This window comes from [Flexibacter] sp. ATCC 35208 (genome assembly GCF_001975825.1).
Taxonomy (GTDB): Bacteria; Bacteroidota; Bacteroidia; order Chitinophagales; family Chitinophagaceae; genus Chitinophaga.
The window spans coordinates 105,697-125,848 of the sequence record NZ_MTKN01000014.1; the positions used below are offsets into that span (position 1 = coordinate 105,697).

Annotated in this window: 22 protein-coding genes; 7 read left to right on the forward strand and 15 right to left on the reverse strand. The window is 43.5% G+C overall.

What is annotated here, in order from left to right:
- A complete protein-coding gene (locus tag BW716_RS11145; RefSeq protein WP_083722627.1) occupies positions 1-672 on the forward strand; it encodes a hypothetical protein in 672 nt (223 codons plus the stop codon).
- A gap of 2 nt (positions 673-674) precedes the next feature.
- On the opposite strand, the gene BW716_RS11150 is transcribed toward BW716_RS11145, so the two are convergent.
- Positions 675-1,241, reverse strand: coding sequence for a hypothetical protein (locus BW716_RS11150; protein ID WP_083722628.1), 567 nt, complete (start codon positions 1,239-1,241; stop codon positions 675-677).
- Between the two features lie 97 nt (positions 1,242-1,338).
- On the opposite strand from BW716_RS11150, the gene BW716_RS11155 reads away from it, so the two are divergent.
- On the forward strand, positions 1,339-1,965 hold the full coding sequence (locus tag BW716_RS11155) for a flavin reductase family protein (protein WP_083722629.1): 627 nt from the start codon (positions 1,339-1,341) through the stop codon (positions 1,963-1,965).
- Positions 1,966-2,247: 282 nt separating this feature from the next.
- On the opposite strand, the gene BW716_RS11160 is transcribed toward BW716_RS11155, so the two are convergent.
- The 7 genes from BW716_RS11160 to BW716_RS11190 all read right to left on the reverse strand — a co-directional run bounded on the left by BW716_RS11160 (position 2,248) and on the right by BW716_RS11190 (position 7,465).
- Positions 2,248-3,744 carry a DEAD/DEAH box helicase gene (locus BW716_RS11160; protein ID WP_083722631.1) on the reverse strand — a complete coding sequence of 499 codons (1,497 nt, stop codon included), beginning with the start codon at positions 3,742-3,744 and terminating at the stop codon, positions 2,248-2,250.
- A gap of 46 nt (positions 3,745-3,790) precedes the next feature.
- Complete coding sequence (locus BW716_RS11165; RefSeq protein WP_220388744.1) at positions 3,791-4,492, reverse strand: CHAD domain-containing protein; 702 nt, start codon at positions 4,490-4,492, stop codon at positions 3,791-3,793.
- Between the two features lie 178 nt (positions 4,493-4,670).
- Positions 4,671-5,285, reverse strand: a complete 615-nt coding sequence (locus tag BW716_RS11170) for a hypothetical protein (protein ID WP_083722634.1) — start codon at positions 5,283-5,285, stop codon at positions 4,671-4,673.
- A 16-nt stretch (positions 5,286-5,301) separates the two neighbouring features.
- Positions 5,302-5,691, reverse strand: a complete 390-nt coding sequence (locus BW716_RS11175) for a RidA family protein (RefSeq protein WP_083722635.1) — start codon at positions 5,689-5,691, stop codon at positions 5,302-5,304.
- Between the two features lie 68 nt (positions 5,692-5,759).
- Positions 5,760-6,317 (reverse strand): Crp/Fnr family transcriptional regulator, encoded by a 558-nt coding sequence (locus BW716_RS11180; RefSeq protein ID WP_083722637.1) that lies wholly within the window; start codon positions 6,315-6,317, stop codon positions 5,760-5,762.
- A gap of 5 nt (positions 6,318-6,322) precedes the next feature.
- Positions 6,323-6,598, reverse strand: a complete 276-nt coding sequence (locus BW716_RS11185) for a hypothetical protein (protein WP_083722638.1) — start codon at positions 6,596-6,598, stop codon at positions 6,323-6,325.
- Positions 6,599-6,658: 60 nt separating this feature from the next.
- Positions 6,659-7,465 (reverse strand): enoyl-CoA hydratase/isomerase family protein, encoded by an 807-nt coding sequence (locus tag BW716_RS11190; RefSeq protein WP_083722639.1) that lies wholly within the window; start codon positions 7,463-7,465, stop codon positions 6,659-6,661.
- A 57-nt stretch (positions 7,466-7,522) separates the two neighbouring features.
- On the opposite strand from BW716_RS11190, the gene BW716_RS11195 reads away from it, so the two are divergent.
- Both BW716_RS11195 and BW716_RS11200 read left to right on the forward strand, forming a co-directional pair.
- The gene (locus BW716_RS11195; protein ID WP_235643605.1) at positions 7,523-8,128 is read left to right on the forward strand and encodes a Crp/Fnr family transcriptional regulator; all 606 of its coding nucleotides are present in this window, start codon (positions 7,523-7,525) and stop codon (positions 8,126-8,128) included.
- Between the two features lie 286 nt (positions 8,129-8,414).
- A complete protein-coding gene (locus BW716_RS11200) occupies positions 8,415-9,296 on the forward strand; it encodes an alpha/beta fold hydrolase (protein WP_083722641.1) in 882 nt (293 codons plus the stop codon).
- A 112-nt stretch (positions 9,297-9,408) separates the two neighbouring features.
- Here the strand turns inward: BW716_RS11200 and BW716_RS11205 are convergent, their stop codons facing one another.
- A complete protein-coding gene (locus tag BW716_RS11205; protein ID WP_083722642.1) occupies positions 9,409-11,076 on the reverse strand; it encodes a beta-xylosidase in 1,668 nt (555 codons plus the stop codon).
- Positions 11,077-11,390: 314 nt separating this feature from the next.
- On the opposite strand from BW716_RS11205, the gene BW716_RS11210 reads away from it, so the two are divergent.
- Positions 11,391-11,834, forward strand: coding sequence for a GNAT family N-acetyltransferase (locus BW716_RS11210; protein ID WP_083722643.1), 444 nt, complete (start codon positions 11,391-11,393; stop codon positions 11,832-11,834).
- On the opposite strand, the gene BW716_RS36730 is transcribed toward BW716_RS11210, so the two are convergent.
- The 3 genes from BW716_RS36730 to BW716_RS11225 form a co-directional block, all read right to left on the reverse strand.
- Positions 11,823-13,781: a hypothetical protein gene (locus BW716_RS36730; RefSeq protein WP_179091087.1), complete on the reverse strand. Its 1,959-nt coding sequence runs from the start codon at positions 13,779-13,781 to the stop codon at positions 11,823-11,825. The two genes, BW716_RS11210 and BW716_RS36730, sit on opposite strands and share 12 nt — an antisense overlap.
- 184 nt (positions 13,782-13,965) lie before the next feature.
- Positions 13,966-14,853, reverse strand: a complete 888-nt coding sequence (locus tag BW716_RS11220) for an SDR family NAD(P)-dependent oxidoreductase (protein ID WP_083722644.1) — start codon at positions 14,851-14,853, stop codon at positions 13,966-13,968.
- Between the two features lie 107 nt (positions 14,854-14,960).
- Entirely contained in the window at positions 14,961-15,263 is a 303-nt protein-coding gene (locus BW716_RS11225) for a hypothetical protein (RefSeq protein ID WP_143708825.1), read from the reverse strand.
- Positions 15,264-15,514: 251 nt separating this feature from the next.
- Between BW716_RS11225 and BW716_RS11230 the strand changes: the two genes are divergently transcribed.
- A complete protein-coding gene (locus BW716_RS11230; RefSeq protein ID WP_179091088.1) occupies positions 15,515-16,813 on the forward strand; it encodes an alpha-L-fucosidase in 1,299 nt (432 codons plus the stop codon).
- Positions 16,814-16,969: 156 nt separating this feature from the next.
- Here BW716_RS11230 and BW716_RS11235 read toward each other — a convergent pair whose 3' ends face one another.
- Together BW716_RS11235 and BW716_RS11240 are read right to left on the reverse strand one after the other, a co-directional pair.
- On the reverse strand, positions 16,970-17,839 hold the full coding sequence (locus BW716_RS11235; protein WP_083722647.1) for an AraC family transcriptional regulator: 870 nt from the start codon (positions 17,837-17,839) through the stop codon (positions 16,970-16,972).
- 27 nt (positions 17,840-17,866) lie between these two features.
- Complete coding sequence (locus BW716_RS11240) at positions 17,867-18,865, reverse strand: MBL fold metallo-hydrolase (RefSeq protein WP_083722648.1); 999 nt, start codon at positions 18,863-18,865, stop codon at positions 17,867-17,869.
- 123 nt (positions 18,866-18,988) lie between these two features.
- On the opposite strand from BW716_RS11240, the gene BW716_RS11245 reads away from it, so the two are divergent.
- A complete protein-coding gene (locus BW716_RS11245) occupies positions 18,989-19,435 on the forward strand; it encodes a helix-turn-helix domain-containing protein (protein ID WP_083722649.1) in 447 nt (148 codons plus the stop codon).
- Here BW716_RS11245 and BW716_RS11250 read toward each other — a convergent pair.
- Entirely contained in the window at positions 19,398-19,844 is a 447-nt protein-coding gene (locus BW716_RS11250; RefSeq protein ID WP_083722650.1) for a hypothetical protein, read from the reverse strand. The two genes, BW716_RS11245 and BW716_RS11250, sit on opposite strands and share 38 nt — an antisense overlap.
- Between the last annotated feature and the right edge of the window lie 308 nt (positions 19,845-20,152).

Consider the following 20,152-nt stretch of genomic DNA (forward strand, 5'->3'; position numbering starts at 1 on the left):
ATGTATAGTAATAGGCCCAACTTAGTAATTGGATTTCACGGTTGTGATAAATCCACACGGGACGCATTAGTCCATCATCCACAAAATATTAAGATCAGTGAAGAATCTTATGACTGGCTTGGTCATGGTTTCTATTTATGGGAGAATAATTTTGAGAGGGCTCGTGAATGGGCAGAACAGAGAGCAAAACAAGGACGGTTCAAAGAACCTGGTGTTGTGGGCGCAGTAATTGATCTTGGGCACTGTTGTGATTTCATGGACTCCAGTCATATTGGTATGCTGAAAACCTATTATGAGCATATGGCACAGACATATAAGGAAATTAGTGTGCCATTGCCAATGAATAGAGATGTCGCTCGTCATGTATATAAGGACGAGTTATTAAGAGAATTGGATTGTGCTGTTATTGAATTTATGCATGCAGAGATTTGTAGTGATTACAAAAATGAAATCGAGACACGTGGTATAACCAATATCAAAATGTTTGACTCTGTACGTTGTGCATTCATTGAGGGCGGACCTGCTTTTAAAGGTGCTGGTATACGTGAGAAAAATCATATCCAAATCTGTATCCGCAACCTCAACAGCATCAAAGGCTTTTTTATTCCAAGAGAAAATTTGGATTTTTACTCCTGGAGTTTAAACAAGTATCTACAACTTGAGAATAATTAAATTTATTCCACCACCACCACCTCAAATCCCAACCACCCATTAATCACGCTGACCTTTAAACTATCCACATGCTCCACATCAGCATACCGTGGATAATACTTGCCTACTTTTTTATTCTTATACATCGCCTCCACAAACGGTACCGGATCATTATTCCTAGTCGGCCGTGTATGCCCAAAGGACGTCACTGCTATCTTCATGGTTGTATGGGAACGACCACCAAATGCCTGATTCCCCCACAGTATGAAAAATATAATGATCGTACCAAAGGAAAAACTATTAAACACACAAAACAAAATCAATTGCACACCACGTGGTAAGTCATGTTTGCTGGAAGATAAATCTATCCGCTTCCTAAACAGGATAGTAATTGAAAAACCTATAAACAATGCAAGCAGGAATAAGCAATATCCATCAATCAACGTAGTCCAATATATACTCAATGTCCAGAAGATCAGGGGAATACTGATGAGGAATGTTATTCCAAATAGAACCCCAAAGAATCTATTTATCCAATCACTGGTGCGTTCCTCTTGGTATTGGGATGGGTGGAGGATTATATTTTTCATAGACATATATGAAAGGTACAAAAACTTCATATTTCGCAAGAACCGGATTTTTGCTATACTCAAATTGTGTCAGCTTTGCTATCACAATCAAATATTTATGCACTACATAAGTCATCCGTCCATTCTTTACTTCGGTACACCAGTGGTGGTAGTCAGCACTGTAAATGAAGATGGAACGTATAATCTCGCTCCTATTTCGTCTATCTTCTGGTTAGGGTATCGCTGTATGATCGGCATTGCTGCCAGCTCTAAAACGACTGAAAACCTATTGCGTACAAAGGAGTGTGTATTGAACCTGCCTTCGGTTGAGCAAGCTACACAGGTGAATAGATTAGCATTGACTACGGGAACTTATCCTGTCCCGCCAGGGAAGTTAATAAAAGGGTATGTGTATGAACCGGATAAATTTGGCAGAGCAGGGTTTACCCCGTTAGCAGCTGATTGTGTGCAGGCCATGAGAATTGAAGAATGTCCGGTACATCTGGAAGCGACATTGGTGAGTGTGCATCCGCTGACGGGAGAGAAGATAAATGTGTTGACGATGGAGTTGGAGATTCAACGGGTGCATCTACAGGAAGATATCAGGTATGAAGATATGCCGGATCGGGTGGATCCGGATAAATGGCGGCCGTTGATCATGAGTTTTCAGGAGTTGTATGGATTGGGTGTAAAGGTACATTCATCTACATTGGCGCAGGTGCCGGAGCATCTTTATCAGCGTTAGGCACAGTGGCTGATTTGATCAGCGTTAACCATAGTACGAGATTTAATCAGCATTAACCATAGTAAGAGATTTAATCAGACTTAACCATAGTACGAGATTTAATCAGCATTAACCATAGTAAGAGATTTAATTAGACTTAACCATAGTACGAAATTTGATCAGCGTTAACCATAGTGCGAGATTTAATCAGACTTAACCATAGTACGAGATTTAATCAGCATTAAAAAAATAACGAGATTTTAGTGGTGTTCGTATAAGGCGTAGTAATCTCTCCCTGAGATATTACGCCGCCTTTGTCTTCCCTTTCTGCATCACTTTCTGTATCAATGTCTTCAGCCTTTCTTTATAATCCGCCACTAACCAATCTGTATAATTCCTCGTCACCCTTCCCAGGCATTTCCCATATTGCTTCACCCTCCATTGTATTTCCTGATCCAATACCTCCGCCAGCTCTAGCGCCTGTGATATCGTATCACTATTTTCAATACACATCATCGCATGTTGCCTGATCGCATCCCTGATCACTGTCAATGGCTTTTGCCCTGCATCTACTACACGCTGATGCGCCTCCTGTATATCAAAAGACAACTGTAATGTATTGGGAAATTTAGCCCGCAGATCAGATGAAATCACCCGTGCCTCATTGGTGGATAAGTAATGCATACTCTCCATATACGCTTCCGGTCTTTCAAATATCAGCTGCCAATCCATCGGCGCCTGCCATTCTCCAAAACGATCGATGTTATTACCAAGATCAATGATGTTGAAGTTTTTCTTTTTGGGTAATCTTCTTGAACCACGTCCAATCATCTGGTGATAGAGTGTCAGTGAAGTCGTTGCGCGATTGAGGATAACGGTTTGTATCGAAGGTTCGTCAAACCCTGTGGTCAATATCGAGACGGATGTTAGGATGGCTCCTTTCGTCTTTTTGAACCATTTCAATATCTCTTCACGCTCCGCAGGAGAATGACGGTTATCCAGGTGTTTGATAGGATACCCTGCATCTTTAAATAATTTACACACGTTCCTCGAAGTGAAGATACCATTGTTAAAGATCAGTGTCTTTTTATGCTTCGAATGCGTTTCGTATGCATGCAGCAATAATTCCAACATCGCATTGGATGAATATAATTCATCCGAAGTGCTAATGGTGAAATCCCCATATATACCTGTTTTTAGTGAATTCAGTTCCACGTCATATCTCCAGTTGACAGGTTTGGCCAGATATCCCTGTTTGATGAGACCGTTTATGCTTTCACCTACTATCAGTTCCTGGTAGGTTTTGTTCATTGGCAAGTCTGCATTAGAACTCAGCGGTGTGGCTGTAACTCCCACTACAATCGCACGTGGGAATTTATTCAACAGTTTTTGGAATGCATTGTGATGTGCTTCATCAATTATTACAAGACCAACAGACGCCGGATTGATAATACCCTGTTTCAGTCGGTTCCGCAATGTCTCGACCATCGCAACGTAACAGGCATGTTCTTCCCGCTTACGCAATTGTTTGACAGTGCTATTGATCACTTTATTTTTGATACCAATTTTTGTAAGTGTAGTCGCGGTCTGTTTACAGAGTTCTGTCCGGTGCGTTAATACCATCACCTGTCTGTTAAAGTTCGTGACATACCACTTTGCTATCTCTGAAAAGATTCTCGTTTTACCTCCGCCTGTTGGTAGTTGGTAAAGGATCCTATAACCTTTGGATGCATGTGTGAGTTTATCAAAGAGTATATTGAGGTCCCGTTCCTGGTAAGGGTACAAACTATCGTTTCCCATAATTAATCTTACTGTTAGTTATTTAGCTATATCAAACGGGGGGCCATTAGGAAATTGTTTTTAACGCCCGGGCTAACCAGGCTTTGATCCTTTTCTTCTCTTTCACCAATATTTCCTCTTTGTGTTGAAGATACTGTGCTTCTTTGTTACTCAGTTCAGCAGGACGGTATTTTCTGAGCAACCGGAGTGCATTGCATTTATCCTGGTAGTCGCCAAGTCTATCCTGTAATGTAGAACTGTGTAACTGGTTATTATTAGATAATTCTTTGAAGGTTTTCCTGATGGTATGCAGGTCATTGTCACTAAAGGAGGTGGGGTGCAGCATTTGCTGCATAGCAATGGTTTTTCCGGATAAATACTTTTGATAAGTTTTATGGCTGAAACCGGTTTTGACCGCTTTCAATGTTTTTTTACTAGCTTTTCGCACTGGTTGTTGGGCAAGTGATTGATGCAATTGTTCCTTAGATTGTTCTGTCTGCTTGTGTATAATCTTTCTATAAGTGGGTAAATGTCGGGCATCGTGTTTTGTATACTGCTCCTGCAATTGCAGATCGCGTAGTGTACCGAGCTGGTGATAAAAGTCTTTCAGCTTACCGGGTATACCCGGAAGCTGAATCATATGTAGAAAAGCTTTTAGTTTTTTATAGTTTGTCCTGAATTTGTGAATCACTTCCGGGTCGTATGCAGGTGGCATTTGCCGGCTCTTTTTGTCGAGTCGTTTGTAATACCGGCCAATGATTCTTAGCACACGTTTCTTTTTCATAATAGTAGTACCGGAAAAAGTATGCCATGTGTCAATTCTCCGCCCCCTCTTTTAGCACTTTTTCTATGTCGTCATAGTTCGCCTCCGTTCCGCCTCCTAATTTCTGTAATATCACCTTTCCATCCGGACTAATCAGGAATAAATGTGGGATCCCTGGTAAATGTTATTTCACCTTTTTTGCACCTTCTGGTACCTTGCCTGCCTTAAATGCTTCCCTTTGTTGCTCATCCGCCAGGTCCATATTAAAATTCTCCCATTTCCCTTCAGCATTCAACACTGCGCAATTCCATTCGCCATCTGCATCATCCGGAAACTGCCAGAGTATATGATATCCTTCCTCATTTGTAAACCCTTCTTCATCCGCCTGCAGAATACCATTTACCTGTTCCCAGATAATACCCTGTGTAGTGGTAATGATATGATAGTTCTCCGCCTCCATACCGATTGGTAGTAACTCAATCGCGTATATCACCTTCACGCTATCAAAGAATTCATTCAGCCATTTTGCTGCCGATGCTGGTTGGAATTCGAGGATGCTCTGTTTGAATTCATCCAGTTCTTCCCGGCCAATGCCTTCGGTTGTCACTGGATTTCGCTCTACTGTCGCCAGCAGTTTCCCCTTTTCATTTTTCAATTCAAACACTGACCATTTCTCAGGTTTCTCATTTTTTAGCACCCCAAATTGAGCTGACAATGCTTCTGCGTCCAGCTCTTCTGAAATATCGTCGAGATGAATGTCCGGGTCTTGAGTGCCCAGTATACGGATATAATAACTCATGGGCACAAAATTAGGATTATTTTACTACTGTAGCTTCCAGTTCTACCTGCAATGTTTCGAAAAGGGATTTTACTTCCATGAGGGTGGTCGCCTGCCGGATGCCATGTTTTGCAATCCACTCCTGTAGTAAGGGAAAGTGTGGCCAGAGGTCTGCTGAAGATGTTGTGTAGATGTTTAATCTGACAATGCCTTTGGGTGTATACCCGGCTGCTGAAATGACCTGCTCCAGGTTGGCGATGGCGAGGAGCAACTGGCTTTTCATATCCTCATTGCTGGAGGTGCCATCCGGGAATACGGCTGCTTGTCCTGCACAGTACAGGGTGCTGGTGGCGTTCTTTACTTCTATTGCCTGGGAATAACTACGTTCGTCCTGCCAGGTCCAGGGATTGATGCTTCTTGTTTCCATGAGGCAAAGCTCAGGATAAGGAGGGAATTTAGCCCTTGATCTACCTCACTATTATGCTGTGAGGTATGTCACACCAACCGGCTCAGGGTCTCCCTGGATACCCCCAGGTAGGCTGCCAGCAAACTTTTGGGAACCCGCTGTAACAGGGACGGATGTTGTTTGAGTAACTGTTCATACCGCTCTTTGGCATTGGACGTGAGCAGGGAGAGAATACGGCGCTGTGCCGACAGGAAACCAAAGGTGGATTTCTGCAGGAAAAAACGTTCCATTTTAGGCAGTTCCGCGCAAAGCTTTTTATAATTTTCGAAGGAGAAACAGTAGACTTCTGTGTCTTCTATACATTCTAAAGACATGGTGGCAACCGACTGGGTATAAAATGCATAGTAGTCACTTTCCCACCAGTCTTCCATGGCGAAGGAGACAATGTGGTCTTTCCCGTTGTCATCATTATAGACCAGTTTTAACAAACCGGAAATGACCAGGTAACAATACTTTACCTCCTCCCCTTCCTGTATAAGGTACTGATGTTTCTTATACTTTTTAGTGGTAAAGAGTGTCTGCACAAATGAAAATTCTTCATCCGTGAGCGGTAGTATTTTTTCAATATGGTCTCTGAGCAATTGCATTGTTATCAGAACATCAGTTCTCCTGTGAACGAGGCGATCATGCCAGCGTATGGACGATCTACCAGATCGGACTGATAGGTGATAAAGTAATTGGAGCGGCCATCCGTCTGACCCATCCACGGTAAAACAAGATATCCTGTAAATATTGAAGCTGCGACTGCATCGACTATCTGGCCTCCTGATACTTTCACAAATACCAGGCAGAGTAGGTATTTACCATTATTCTGCTGGTACTGTTCTCCGTATTTTTTGCTGATATATCCCTGCAGGTATTCCTGCAAAGGTTTGTCAGGAACAGATACGGTGCTGATTTCACGGTACCTGTTCGCAAAGATAATAAATCACAGTTTATTTAGTATCCCTTCCAGGTCTTTCTCTCCTTCGCGTGTCTGTGCACCGGCCTCCATGGCGGATTTGGTACGTGCTAAGGTGACAGGTCTGGTGAAGAGGCTCATACATAGCTGGTTTTCAGTGGCCAGGTCGTTTGCATCGATTGCTTTTACAGCTGATGCCGCGACATCTTCGGGGAGAGTGGCGATGCGGGTGGCGAGGGTATTGACGTAATTATATAGTGTTGCCTGTGGCAATGCACGGTTGACAAGGCCATATTTTTCTGCCTGTAGACCATCTAATAATTCTCCGCCGAGAATGACCTCCAGTGCACGTGCTCTGCCGATTAATCTGGTTAGGTATTGGGTGCCGCCACCACCAGGGATGATGCCCATTAAGGTTTCTGGTTGGGCAAAACGTGCCTTTTCAAGGGAGGCAAAACGCATGTCGCAGGCAAGGGCCAGTTCATTGCCTCCGCCACGTACATAGCCGTCAATGATAGCGATGGTCACCTGTGGGAGCTGGCGGATCTGTTCATGTAGTTGTTGCATGGGATTGATCGGCGCCTGCAACATTTCAGGGGTGGCCAGGTCGGCAAAGGACGCGGGATTGACGATGTAATTCATATCGCCATGGGCGATGAAATAGTCTGGATCTGCGCTTTGGAAGACGATGACCTGTACGGTTTTGTCCTCCTGCATAGCGGCGACGAATTGTGCCAGGGAGATCATGAGCGGGGCATCCAGCACGTTCATGGGTGGGTTATTGATAGAGGCGAAAGCTACTCCATTCCGGATGTCTACATTCAATTTATCCATGATTTGTTAATTTTATGAAGCAAAGGTCATTGTCCCGGGTAAGGGAAAAAAAGTCATTTGACGCAAAATTTAATTGATAAGATGTTTAGTGCGCTGGCTGCATATTTTAGTGATAAGATCAATTTGACTCCGCAGGAGTTGGAGTTGATGGAGACGCATTGTGTTTCTAAAGTTTTAAAAAAGAAAGAGTTTTTGTTGCAGGAAGGAGAGGTGTGTAGGTTTAGTGCGTTTGTGGTGAGTGGGTGTTTGCGATCTTATCGGTTGGATGATGGAGGGAATGAGCATACATTCAAGTTTGTGGTTAAGGATTGGTGGATTACGGATAATGAGAGTTATAGTAATGGTACGCCGGCGCAGTATAATATACAGGCGTTGGAGGAGAGTGAGTTGGTGATTGTGCCGAAGGAGTCGTTTTTGCTTTTGTTGGAGCAGATTCCTTTACTGAAACCTTTGGTGGATCGGTTGCAGTCGAATAGTTATAATGCGAGTCAGCAAAGGATTTATAAACAGATCAGTGCGACGCCGGAAGAGCGGTATCTGGCATTTGTGGAGGAGTATCCGGATATTTTTAATAGGGTGCCATTGCATATGGTGGCTTCGTATTTAGGGATGTCGAGAGAGACGTTGACGAGGGTGAGGAGTCATTTTGCAAAGGGGAAGTAGTAGGTGGTTTTTGTTAGCTTGGGTGAGGTATTGATGCGGAGCAGGAATCTTTTTGTAAAGGGGAAGTAGTGGATAGTTTTTGTTTAGTTAGCTAGGGTGAGGTATTGATTCCAGGCCGTAGTTATTTTGCAAATGGTAAATAGTGGGTAGTTCCTGTTTGGTAAGCTTGGGTGAGATATTGATACAGATCAGCAGACATTTTGCAAGAGGTTTGAAAATCTTAATGATTGGTTTGATTGTCATTATTGGCACAGGTATTTTCGGCGGAGCTTTGTAAAAAAAGCTCATGGAACAAGTTATTTCAGTTAGTCCTGTTGTGCTTTCTGCACCAGAACGTGGTTTAGATTTACAGGTACGGATTTCGGCTCCAATCAAAGGTAATCAGCTTCCCGTTATTTTGTTTGCACATGGTTATGGTAATTCATTGGATGGATATGCACCGCTTGTCAATTATTGGGCGGCGAGGGGATTTGTGGTGATACAGCCCAGTTTTCTGGATTCGAAAAGAATAGGTTTGAGTCCGGATGATGTGCGGACGCCTGATATCTGGAAGATTCGGGTAGCTGATATGAAACAGGTGCTGGATCATATAGATGATATTATTAGTGTGGTGCCTGGTTTGAGTGAGCGCGTGGATACGACTCGTATTGCAGCTGTTGGACATTCATTTGGTGCACAGACCACAGGGATGTTGTTGGGCATGCGCGTGATTGGAGAAGATATAGATATGTCTGATGCGCGTATTCAGGTTGGAATATTGTTATGTGCCGGTGGAAATGGTGGTAAAGATCTGAGCGAGTTTGCAGCAACGCATTACTCGTTTATGAATCCTGATTTTAGTGGGATGAAAAAGCCGACATTGGTAGTGGCAGGTGATAAAGATATTTCACCTTTGACAGTGCGTGGCTGGGATTGGTTTACGGATCCATATACATTGAGTCCGGGCCCTAAATCATTGGCTGTATTATATGGAGGAGAACATTTGCTGGGTGGTATTTCTGGTTATCTTGTAACGGAGACTTCAGATGAAAATCCTGCAAGAGTAGCAGCAGTACAGCAATTGACATGGGCGTATCTGAGAAGTGCGTTTTATCCGCAGGATAGCGCGTGGCAGGAGGCGGCAAGAGAATTAACACAAGGAAAGATTGAAAATAAAGGAGATCTGTAATGATCCCGAAAGGGGTATTTACGGCTGATTTTGTGAGGATGTAGAAAGAAGAGTGAATTGTATCATTCATCTGATTTGCCTGAAAGCAAATCAGATGAATGATACTGAAATTTTACTCGTAAGTAATTTTAATCAGTGACACCGCTTGTCTTGGCAGGTTTATTTTTAGTTTGTAAATACCATTTGTGATTTTGATTTTCTCAGGTGCATTCAGTAAAGCCAATTGCCCAGCCTTTTCCAGCGTAGTATACTGTGCCGGAGTCGGTGATGCAGGTGATCCCATTTTCTTCCACACCTCATATGAATTACTATGCTCCTGATCGATCCGATAATGATGAAGTGCCGCTTTTTTACCGGGCATATTTTGAATAGTTAATTCCACTGTTGATGCTCCCGTGGTAATATCATCATCATGATAATTCCATAATAGAATAGTCGTAGCTGTTTTGGAGGCAGCTGCCAGCGCATTTACATCGGTTTTATCACCTCTTACTCCATTCGCCATAATAGATTGCGCATCATATGCTACATCACCAGTAATGGCTAACCTGGTACCTGACATCATCCCCATCATCCGGAATACATTTAAGACAGGTTTATCCACACCATTTGTCGCCAATTCTCTAAAACCATAAAACCAGGGTTGATTCTCAAATTCAAAAGACCAATTTACCGCACCAATGATATTCGTGCCATAACTGTCATTTAACTCAATGATACGTGCAATAGAAGCCGCCGTATAACTTGAATACATCGTTCCATTTCTATAAGCATTCTGCGGATCTGTTTTCATTCCACAGGCAGCACAACCTTCAGGATCGGATTCACCAATAATAATGGGGATATTCTTTAGTTCCGGAAAAGAAGAAATGATCTTTAAATGCCGGTTCACATCTTTTAATTGATTATTCATGCCCATGCGTACCCGATTATTAGTAAACACAGGTGCCCCTTTCGCATGAAAGGCAAGGAAATCAATAGGTGCACCGATTTGTCCGGTGGCTTCGTTTTTCTCTTTTAAACAATGGGTAATAAACCGACGCATGAACTCTCCTGCTCCACCTGTAGCATGCGGACCACCCACTCTGGCTGTTGGCAAGGCGCGTTTTACACCAGCAGATGCATAGTCATACATTTTGCAGTAAGTAGGGATCTTGTCATCCACCATTAGATAGTATCCATCTGCTTCATTCCAAAGTTCCCAATACCAGCTTTCTACTTCTGCTTTTCCATAGCGGGCTACGCAATGTTTTACCCATTGGTAAATCAGTTCTTCCCATTTGTTATAGTCTTTGGGAGGATAGGCCCAGCCGGTACAAATCTCTTTGTAATCATGTCCTGGTTGCCAGTAATGTCTATAAGGAGTGGGATGTGTGGATAATGCTTCCGGCATAAAACCAATCTGTGCCAGCGGTTTCATTTTCCGGTTGATATAGGTGTCGAAAATGGAGTCAACAATTCGCCAGTTGTAAACAGGGTTTCCATTTGCATCTTCCGTATACATATTTGTAGAACCCCATTTCAGGGCGGCTTCGCCATCGCCTGTGTTCATCAGGTTATGTGCACGTACATACACGGGAACGGGACTGAGGGCTGCCAGTTCAGAAAGCAGTTTCTTCCCATCTTTCATATAGGTATAATTCGGCTCATCATAGCCAAACCAGGCCCAGATGGGTTTGAGCGGGCCTTTTTCATTTTTGAGGTCTACCTGGATGGCGGTCTGGCCAAAGGTGGCAATGGTATACAGGCAACAAATCGTTAGCAGTGATCTGAATTTCATTGGACGTGGGTGGTAATTCGTTTTTGGTAGCTCATTGAACAAGGACGGTAATTCGTTTTTGCGTAGCTCAATGGTCATGAGTGGCAATCCGTTTTGCGTAGCTCATTGAAGGTGAGCGGCGATCCGTTTTTGGTAACTGAGCACGAATACCGTAGCCAAGATACACAAACTGCCGATTCAATCATTGGCTATAAACCAGTTATTTAACGGCGTGGAATATGGATAGTAAAATATAGCAGCCTAAGGACTATCGAAATTCCATTAATCTGATTACCTTTTATTGGTATTCTTTCAAAATTTCAGCGGACAAAGTTATGCAACCATTTTCTATCCGACTTGCTACAGAAAAAGATTTTCCAGCTATTTTTTTGCTAATTCGCGAGTTTGCTATTTTCCAGAAATCAGTGGATAAGGTTAGTATTACCCCTGAGCAGATGCTGGCTGATAAGGAGCTGTTTCAGGCATTTGTGGTGGAGGTTGATGGTATCATTGTAGGGTTTGCTACTTTCTTCTGGACGTATTATTCCTGGAGTGGGAAGGCACTGTACCTGGATGACCTTTATCTACAGCCTTCTGTGAGAGGGCAGGGAATGGGGAAGGGCTTGTTGCAATCGGTGATTGAACTGGCCCGTTCCCGGAATTGTAAAAAGGTGAGGTGGCAGGTATCTAATTGGAACCACCATGCGATTGAGTTTTATCAAAAGATGGGGGCGACGGTGGATGGTGTTGAATTGAATTGTGATTTATTATTGAATTAGTACATCATCTATGTAAAACACGGCTTCTGGTAGTGGATCGTCTGCCCCTGCTAATGGACCAGATTCTACCTGATTAGGTGTTTTACGATTGGGTAAGTTTCTGTAAGGGCCCGTGCGTAAGGAAAGGCGTTCTACTGATTTTACGGCTTCTGCTAGTTGTGCGTGTTGGAGGAACTGCTTTTTATTGATAGTGATAGCGTAGTTTTTATTGGTAATCGTGATGTCGATGGTGTACCAGGTGCCAGGTATGTAGGGTTGGAGCTGTTTGATGGAATCCCCATCCTGTGCGGTAATGTACCCTTGTTCACTGAAACTGATGCGCACAGGTCTGTTGCCAAATCGGTCAGTGATGTCGATATCCAGCATGCCGTGGTCGTTTTGTTGAGGAGAGACTTTCAATTGTAATTTTGTTTGCCTGCTTTCTTTGAATACGCGAATGGCTCTGGCATAGTCGTAAGGATCTTTGTCAGCAAGTCGCAAGGCGTTGTTCGCGATGGTAACGGGCGCCCATTGAGGGGCGTAGATATTCCAGTCTTTGAGCGGGTTGATGGCATTGTCTTTTACAGTACTGATGCTATTATCTTTGCCCGCGCTGATTGAATTGCTTTTGCCATCACTAATGGAATTGTCTTTTCCTGTGTTGATGGTATTGTTTTTCACAGTGCCGGTGAAATTATCTTTCCCTGTACCATTGAAATTATCTTTTACCGGCCCCGTGACTTTATACTTTACCGGCAGTGGTACACGTGCCACCCATATATCTTCTTTATTCACACTGTAAGCGAGCCACATGTCATTACCCGGTGGAACACCATTGCCTTCTTCAATACCTCTTATATAATTAGGACCAAAATCTTTCCATCTACCATAAAACCGGCGGGGTGGAACTTCGCCATGTACAAGCAGCAGATCATCGAAGATGATGCCGTCATCACTGGTCACTAACGCCAGTGGATACCGGTATTCCTGTGTTTCGATAGGATTGTAGACCATTGCATACCGACCGTCTTTGGTTCGCTGGCCCCAGTTTTTACCACCAGCCATTAGTAAAGTAGGCACTCTCACTGGTTTGGAAAAGGTCTTGCCTTCATCGTCAGAGAGGGCTGTCCAGGATTTTTTCCAGAGGGCCACTACTTTGCCGTCTTTGCGATGGAAGTAGGAAAGTGCGTTCACGCTGTCTTTATAAGTTTTGAAATTGGGATAGAAGTCGTCGTTGCCGCTGTCTTCATCTAGCCATTGGAAGTTCATTAACCTGTCGGAGAGCAGGGCGGCACAGGCATTTACAAAACCTGTATCGGTGGAGTGCGTGTAGAATGGGAAACTGGTATTGCTTTCATTCCATTTATTATAACTGCTGTAGCGGATAAAATGGATAGGTCCAAAAGTGCCGTCTTTGTGAATTTCTCTGACTACGCGACCGATGCCGCCTTCACGGAAAGGGTGTTCTGTATGACCATAAAAGGCGACTGTGAGCAGGCGGCCGTTGGGTGCTACATAGAAGCCCATGCGTTGGTGCATCATATACCCCTTGTACCCTTCGGGAATTTTTACACCCGGAGGTGCCTGGTAAGGAGGAAAGACTTCCTGTGGCAGGGTCCAGTGCTGACCGTCTTTGGCGGTCATAATAAGGGTGTGACCGGGGGCTTCGTGTTCATTGACTGGATTACTGAGGTATTGGAGGTAAAATTGGTGATTCCAGTAGGCGATGAAGGGGGCGTGGTTGTAGGTCCAACCGAAATTGTCAGATAGTTCAGGGTGAGAGCGGTTGGCCCTCAGTACCTGCCTGTTTTCCACGCCGATAGCCCAGCGGAGGCGGCCGTCGTGAACAGAAGGATCTACGGTGACACCGCCTATGTATCTTACAGGTTCTTTGGCACTGCCCGTTTGGGCGATAGAGAGTTTACACGTGAGGAGGCATAGCAGGAGTGCTCCTGGTAGTTTTTGCATGACAATCTTTTTGGCTGAGGAGGGTTAAGCTACAATTTAAAGTGGAAAAATTCAAGTGATGTCGTTCCTGCCTTTTGAATTTTTTTAGCATATACTACTCCTATTGTACCGGACTTTTGACCGAAGATGCTGTTTTTGTTTTAGGGGCTGTCTGAATGAAAAGTCCATGCATTAAAACTACAAATTAAATCATAGATTGTCTGAACTCCATAGGGCTTTGCTGCGTCTTGGCTTTAAAAAACTTACTGAACGACTGTGAATGCTCAAACCCCAGCTCATAAGCAATTTCACTGACAGATAACTCAGATGTAGAGAGCTTTTCTTTTGCCTTCTCAATCAGTTTTTCATGAATATGTTGCTGTGCAGTTAAACCCGTGAGCTGTTTCAGCATATCACTGAAGTACTTAGCAGACAGGTGTAATTTATCTGCGAAATACCCAATGGTTGGTAAGCCGGTATTAATGTTTTTTTGAGAAAAAAATTCATCTAACAGTATTTCAAATGAAGACAACAGGTTATTGTTTAATGGCCTCCGCGTAATAAACTGTCTGTCATAAAAACGATTACTATAAGTGAATAATAAATCCAGTTGTGCAATCAACACATCCTGACTGAATTTATCAATCGGTCTGTTGATCTCCTGCTGTATTTTCCTAAACAGTTCTTCTATATCCTGCTCTTCATCTGCCGACAAAATTAGCGCTTCATTCACCTCATAATGAAAGAAATCATACTGCCGGATTTTCTTTGCCAACTCCGTACCCTGCAGCAGATCGGGATGAATCATCAGATCTCCGCCGGTACCAATGCCTGCATTATTGATCAGCCAGTCTACCTGTAGATTTCTGTGAACGACTTCGTCTGCTATGATTTGGTCACTGCCTGACTTTGCAAGGTCAACGGCCAAATAATGTGCTGTGATTTTGTACTGCTGACTTAATTGTTCGCTGAGTGTTTTCAACTTATCAGCAGATCTTGCTACCAGTAGTAAATGATGGCCTTCTTTGGCCAGTTGTCTGGCGAATGCTTCGCCTATGCCACCTGAGGCGCCAGTAATGAGTGTTACTTTCATGTCACAAAGGTCAGGTACCTGCAGCGTGGAAATGTAGCCAAAAGGCGGAAGGATGTAGTCTATTGGCGGAGTATTGATTATCTCCGCCAATTATCGCAGCAATGAAATTATGATTTTAGTTCGTCGATAACTTTATCGATAGGGATTGTGGCTCTTAATTTTTCCAGTAATGGACTGGGGGATTCAGCGAAATATTGCTGGCCGACCTGTACACCAAACATATCATCGAAGTTACTTGTGCCGAGGCGTGCCTGCATGACCCGTCTTGCTTTTTCTTTTGAAATGGTAATAGTCGTTGACGCGGCATTTTGAAAGACCATTTTGTGATGGTCGATAAATTGCGCTGCATCATAAGGTGCGGTTGTGATGGTGATTTGTGAGATATCTGTCATGGTGAGGATAGATAGCATGCTAAAGATAAGAATACCAGTTTGTTGAGGTGCCTCATGTTGGGTGTGTTTTGTCTTTATTGCAAAGATATGGGGTATGTAACATGGTGTAGGCAGGGGAATTTTCCTCTATTTCAAACTAAGCCTTATACTTCTGCCACAGTCGCGTGGACTCGTCTTTAACAAGTAAGGTCAAAATAATGTCGTTGGGGTAATAAAAGTATAGGATAAAGATGCAAAATTGGGTAAGTTTATACAAATATGGAAACGTTATGGTCAGGTTGTCTTTAATTTCGTTGTTTATTACGCTGGCGTATATCCCATCTTTTTCTCAACTGGTCCTCCCTTCTAAAGACCAGATTGCATGGGCGGATGCGGAGATGGGCGTTATTATTCACCTGGATATCAACATCTTTGCACCGGAAACATTTGATTATAAAAAGAAAGAAACCTTACCTGATTTATCCATTTTCCATCCATCCAAACTTAATACAGATCAATGGGTGAAGACAGCAAAAGCAGCGGGTGCAAAGTATGCGGTACTCACGGTAAAGCATGGAACCGGTTTTTGCCTCTGGCCTTCTGCCGTGAATGATTATAATGTAGGACATACCCCTTATAAAAAAGATATCCTGCAGGATTTTATCGCCTCCTGTAAAAAATACGGCTTACGCCCAGGGCTGTATTATAATACAAATACTAACACTTATTATGGCACCCATGACGAAGCTTACACCAAAGCTGTGCTGGCCCAATTGAATGAGCTTTGGAGCAACTATGGTCCTATGTTTGAAATCTGGTTTGATGGAGGTTTGCAAAATGGGTTGGAGGCAGATGTGCTGAAGATGATTCATGACAAGCAACCACAAGCCATCTTATTTCAGGGGCCATTGAAAGCTGGCAATACTATTCGCTGGATTGGTAATGAAGATGGGTTTGCAGCTTATCCACAATGGAGCAGGGCAAATGAAACGACGGCTTCAGATGGCACTGTTAAAATAGATGGTCTGCATGGTGATCCGGAGGGGAAATACTGGTGCCCGGGGGAATCTGATTTTCCTATTCGTAGAAATTACGCATGGAATGGCGGATGGTTGTGGAAGGCTGGTGAAGATAAGGACCTGTTTTCTGTAAAGGAGCTGATGGAGAAGTATTATAAGAGTGTAGGCAGGAATACGAATATGCTGGTAGGCATGGTGGTGGATACCAGTGGACTCATTCCAAAGGCAGACTCGCTTGTTTTTGATAGTCTTGGGCATCGTTTAAAACAGGTTTTTTCAGCACCTTTGGCGGTGCGTAATAATTTAACCCAATCCATTATTGAGTTCGGAAATAAGACTGGAAAAGCCGCCAGCCAGATAATGATCATGGAAGATCTGGAATATGGGGAGAATATTTTAGCGTATAGTCTGCAGGCGATGATGGGGGATAAATGGAAAGAAGTGGCGACGGGAGAATCTGTTGGGCATAAGCGGATACAGACTTTTAGTCCGGTGAATGCGGAGCAGTGGCGATTGATGATTACGGGGAATGCGGGGCCACTGCATATTAGAAAAGTTGCGCTCTATTAGCCCTTTAATAGTTGACTGGACTTTAGTACGGCAATAGGTTGTTTGCTCAATCCGCTGGCAACCTGTTTGGGGAGTGTAGTTTTATTGTTTCATACTACAAAGGTCAGGAATGCGGCGATTTTTTACTAAAGAGAATCAAATCAATAAGTATGATTTTCAAACCCTGGTAGTTCTGATGGCATTTGGGGTGGTGCCGGTAATCGTTTTGAAATAGTTATTAAAATAGGTGGGATATTCAAACCCCAGACCATAGGCGATATCTGCTACGCTCCAGTTGGTATGTTGCAGCAAAGCCCTGGCTTCGGCGGTAATTCTCTCGGCTATGAGTACGGACGTTGGTTTGCCGGTGACGGCCTTTACTGTACGGTTCAGGTAATTGGTATGTACGGAGAGGGAGTTGGCGAAATCCTGTGCAGTGCGTAGTTTGAGTGGTTCTGCAGGGTTGTCGATGGGGAACTGCCTTTCCAGCAATTCTAAAAAAGACCGGGTGACGCGGGCAGCGGCATTGTGTTCCCGCAGGTCCTGGTTGGCAGGTTGAATCTGTAGGGCTTCGTGAATGATAAGTTCAATACAGTTACGGAACAATTCATCTCTGTGCTCATAATCACTATTATATACGGTGAGCATTTTCCTGTAAATGCTGGTCAGAAATGCGACTTGTTCCGGGTTTAATGGCAGTACCGGTGATTCCGATGATCTGAATAGCGGTGAATTCTGCACCAGGTCAGTCAGTTCCCTGCCAGCGATGAAATCTTCCGTGAAGACACAGGCATAGCCTGATCTTTCAAGGGAACGGGGGATAATCGTATGATGGACGTTCGGATTGGCGAAGAAAAGGTAGGTACCATCTATGTCCATCGTTTTATCTCCGAATTTCAGGATGAAATCCCCCGTTACCATCACTATTTTATAATAATCCCTTCTGGCGTGCACTTCAGCGGCCGGTACGATGCCGGATACTTCATGTACTTTAAAACCTTTAGATTTTAAGTCTGCGCCGATACAGGTACTGATTCTTGTTGCCATATGGCAAAGTTAAGAAAATCAAACCTTTTATTGGCCAGATCCTAATGTGCTGTAATTGATAGGTATCCATAGATAGCCATTGGCTTGTGGTCTCACATGACCGATACCCGGGAAGGAGATGTGATCAGCGGCCAGCCAGTAGCCCTTAGCAGCTGCATCTTTAAATGTTTTGATCCTTTGTATAGCGGCGTTTTTTTCATCTACATCAAAGTTGATAGTAACGGCAGGGTCTGGAAATTGTATGCTGGCGGCATGTATCATATCGCCGATGAATAGCATCTTTTCGCCTTTGCTCTCTAATGCATAGAAGGTGTGGCCGGGTGTATGTCCGTGAGCATCGATGGGGGTAATACCGGGGAAAAGTGGCGTGCCATATTCAAAGGTTTTTACTTTGCCGGCTTTTATGTAAGGTCCTACTTTGTCTTCAGCTTCTTTGAACCATTTGGCTAAGCGGGGTGTCTTGTTTTTCTCATTCATCCAGAAATCTGCTTCTGGTTTACTGATGTAAATGGTGGCATTTGGGAAAACCATTTTGCCATCGAGCATGAGTCCGCCGGTGTGATCGGTGTGAATGTGTGTGACTAATATCGCATCGATTTGTTCAGGTGCTATGCCTATTTTGCGCAAGCTCTCTGGCAGGTGGCCTAGTGTAGGGCCATACAATTCAGCAGCGCCTGCATCGATGAGGATGTTTTTGCCGTTGATTTTTAAAAGGTAGGCATTGACAGAGGCTTCTTCGGTGGGTGTTTGATAACTGAGTGTCGTCAAACTATCGATTTCCCGGTGCGAGACATTGGTGAGGATATCGTGCAGGTGAATAGGCACCGTGCCATCTGATAATGCAGTCACTTCGTAGTCGCCGAGTTGAGTGCGGTAATAACCAGGTTGGTTTAACTGTGCAATGGCTTGTAGCGGAATGGGGTGTTGCGGAATAACTTGTTGAGAAATGGGTTGTAGCGGAATGACTTGTTGCGAATTTGCTTGTTGCGAAATTGAAAGGAATAAAATAAAAAGAAGTTGTTTCATCTTGATTGTTTTGAAGGCAAAATTCACGGTATATGTCGTTGGAGTCAAGTACGCAGTTGATTATGACATACGCATAATTTTATGCGTATGTCGGGTTATTGACAGGTGGTGTATCTTTGTTGTATGTATGAGCGTAAAATACCGAAGGACCTCGATTGCGGGATGGCCATGACGATGGAGATCATTGGCAATAAGTGGAAGCCTTGTTTGCTATATAGTATTTACAAGGGTATTAACCGGCCCGGGCAATTGCAGCAGCAAAATCCAAAGGCATCCAGACAGGTGTTGAATCAGCAATTGAAAGAATTGGAGGCACATGGCATCATCCGGAAAGTGGTGTATGCACAGTTGCCTCCAAAGGTGGAATATTTTCTTACTGAATTGGGTGAGACATTGATTCCTGTATTGGAAGCAATGACTGCGTGGGGGAATTCTTTTATTGTAAAGGAGGAGGTATTTCCTGCCGTAGAGGAGGAAATATTGCCTACTGTAGAGGAGGAAATATTACCTATTGTAGAGCAAGAAATTTTGCCTATTGTAAAGGAGGAAATATTGCCGGTTCGCCCTTAGGGATTTCCCTGATTTCCACGCTACCTCCGTATTTTAATATTGGACAGGATTGGGCCAGTATTGTTGCCTCATCTATATTTTCTGCACGTAGCAGGATGCTACTTACCTGTTTCAGGTTTTCTATTGTTGCTTGTTGGGTGGTCACGTTACTATCTTCAGGATGGGCGGGATTCTTCGTCTCTGCCTGTTGAGCAATCACTTTACTTTCTCCCGGATAGGCAAAGCTGGTGATGTAATGACCGGATGCTTTCCAGTCTGCAATGGCTTTTTCCCATTGGGGATTGACAGCTTTGGCTTGTTCTGTAGTGTAAGTAAGTGGTACTTTAACGAGTACGACAAAAGCTTTCATGTGTTGTGTGTTTTTTGCGGTGCCGGCAAAGAGCAGCAATGCGATGAGTAAATGTTTCATGTAGCAAAGATGCGCTGGTATCACGCCGGGAAATAGTAAAAAATCATTGATTTTACCATTGAGGTAAATGATTCGCTATTGTCATCTCTGGAAATAGTAAAAATCATTGATTTTACCATTGAGGTAAATCATTCGCTATTATCATCTCTGGAAATAGTAAAAAATCATTGATTTTACCATTGAGGTAAATGATTCGCTATTGTCATCTCTGGAAATAGTAAAAATCATTGATTTTACCATTGAGGTAAATCATTCGCTGTTACCATCTCTGGGAATAGTAAAAAATCATTGATTTTACCATTGAGGTA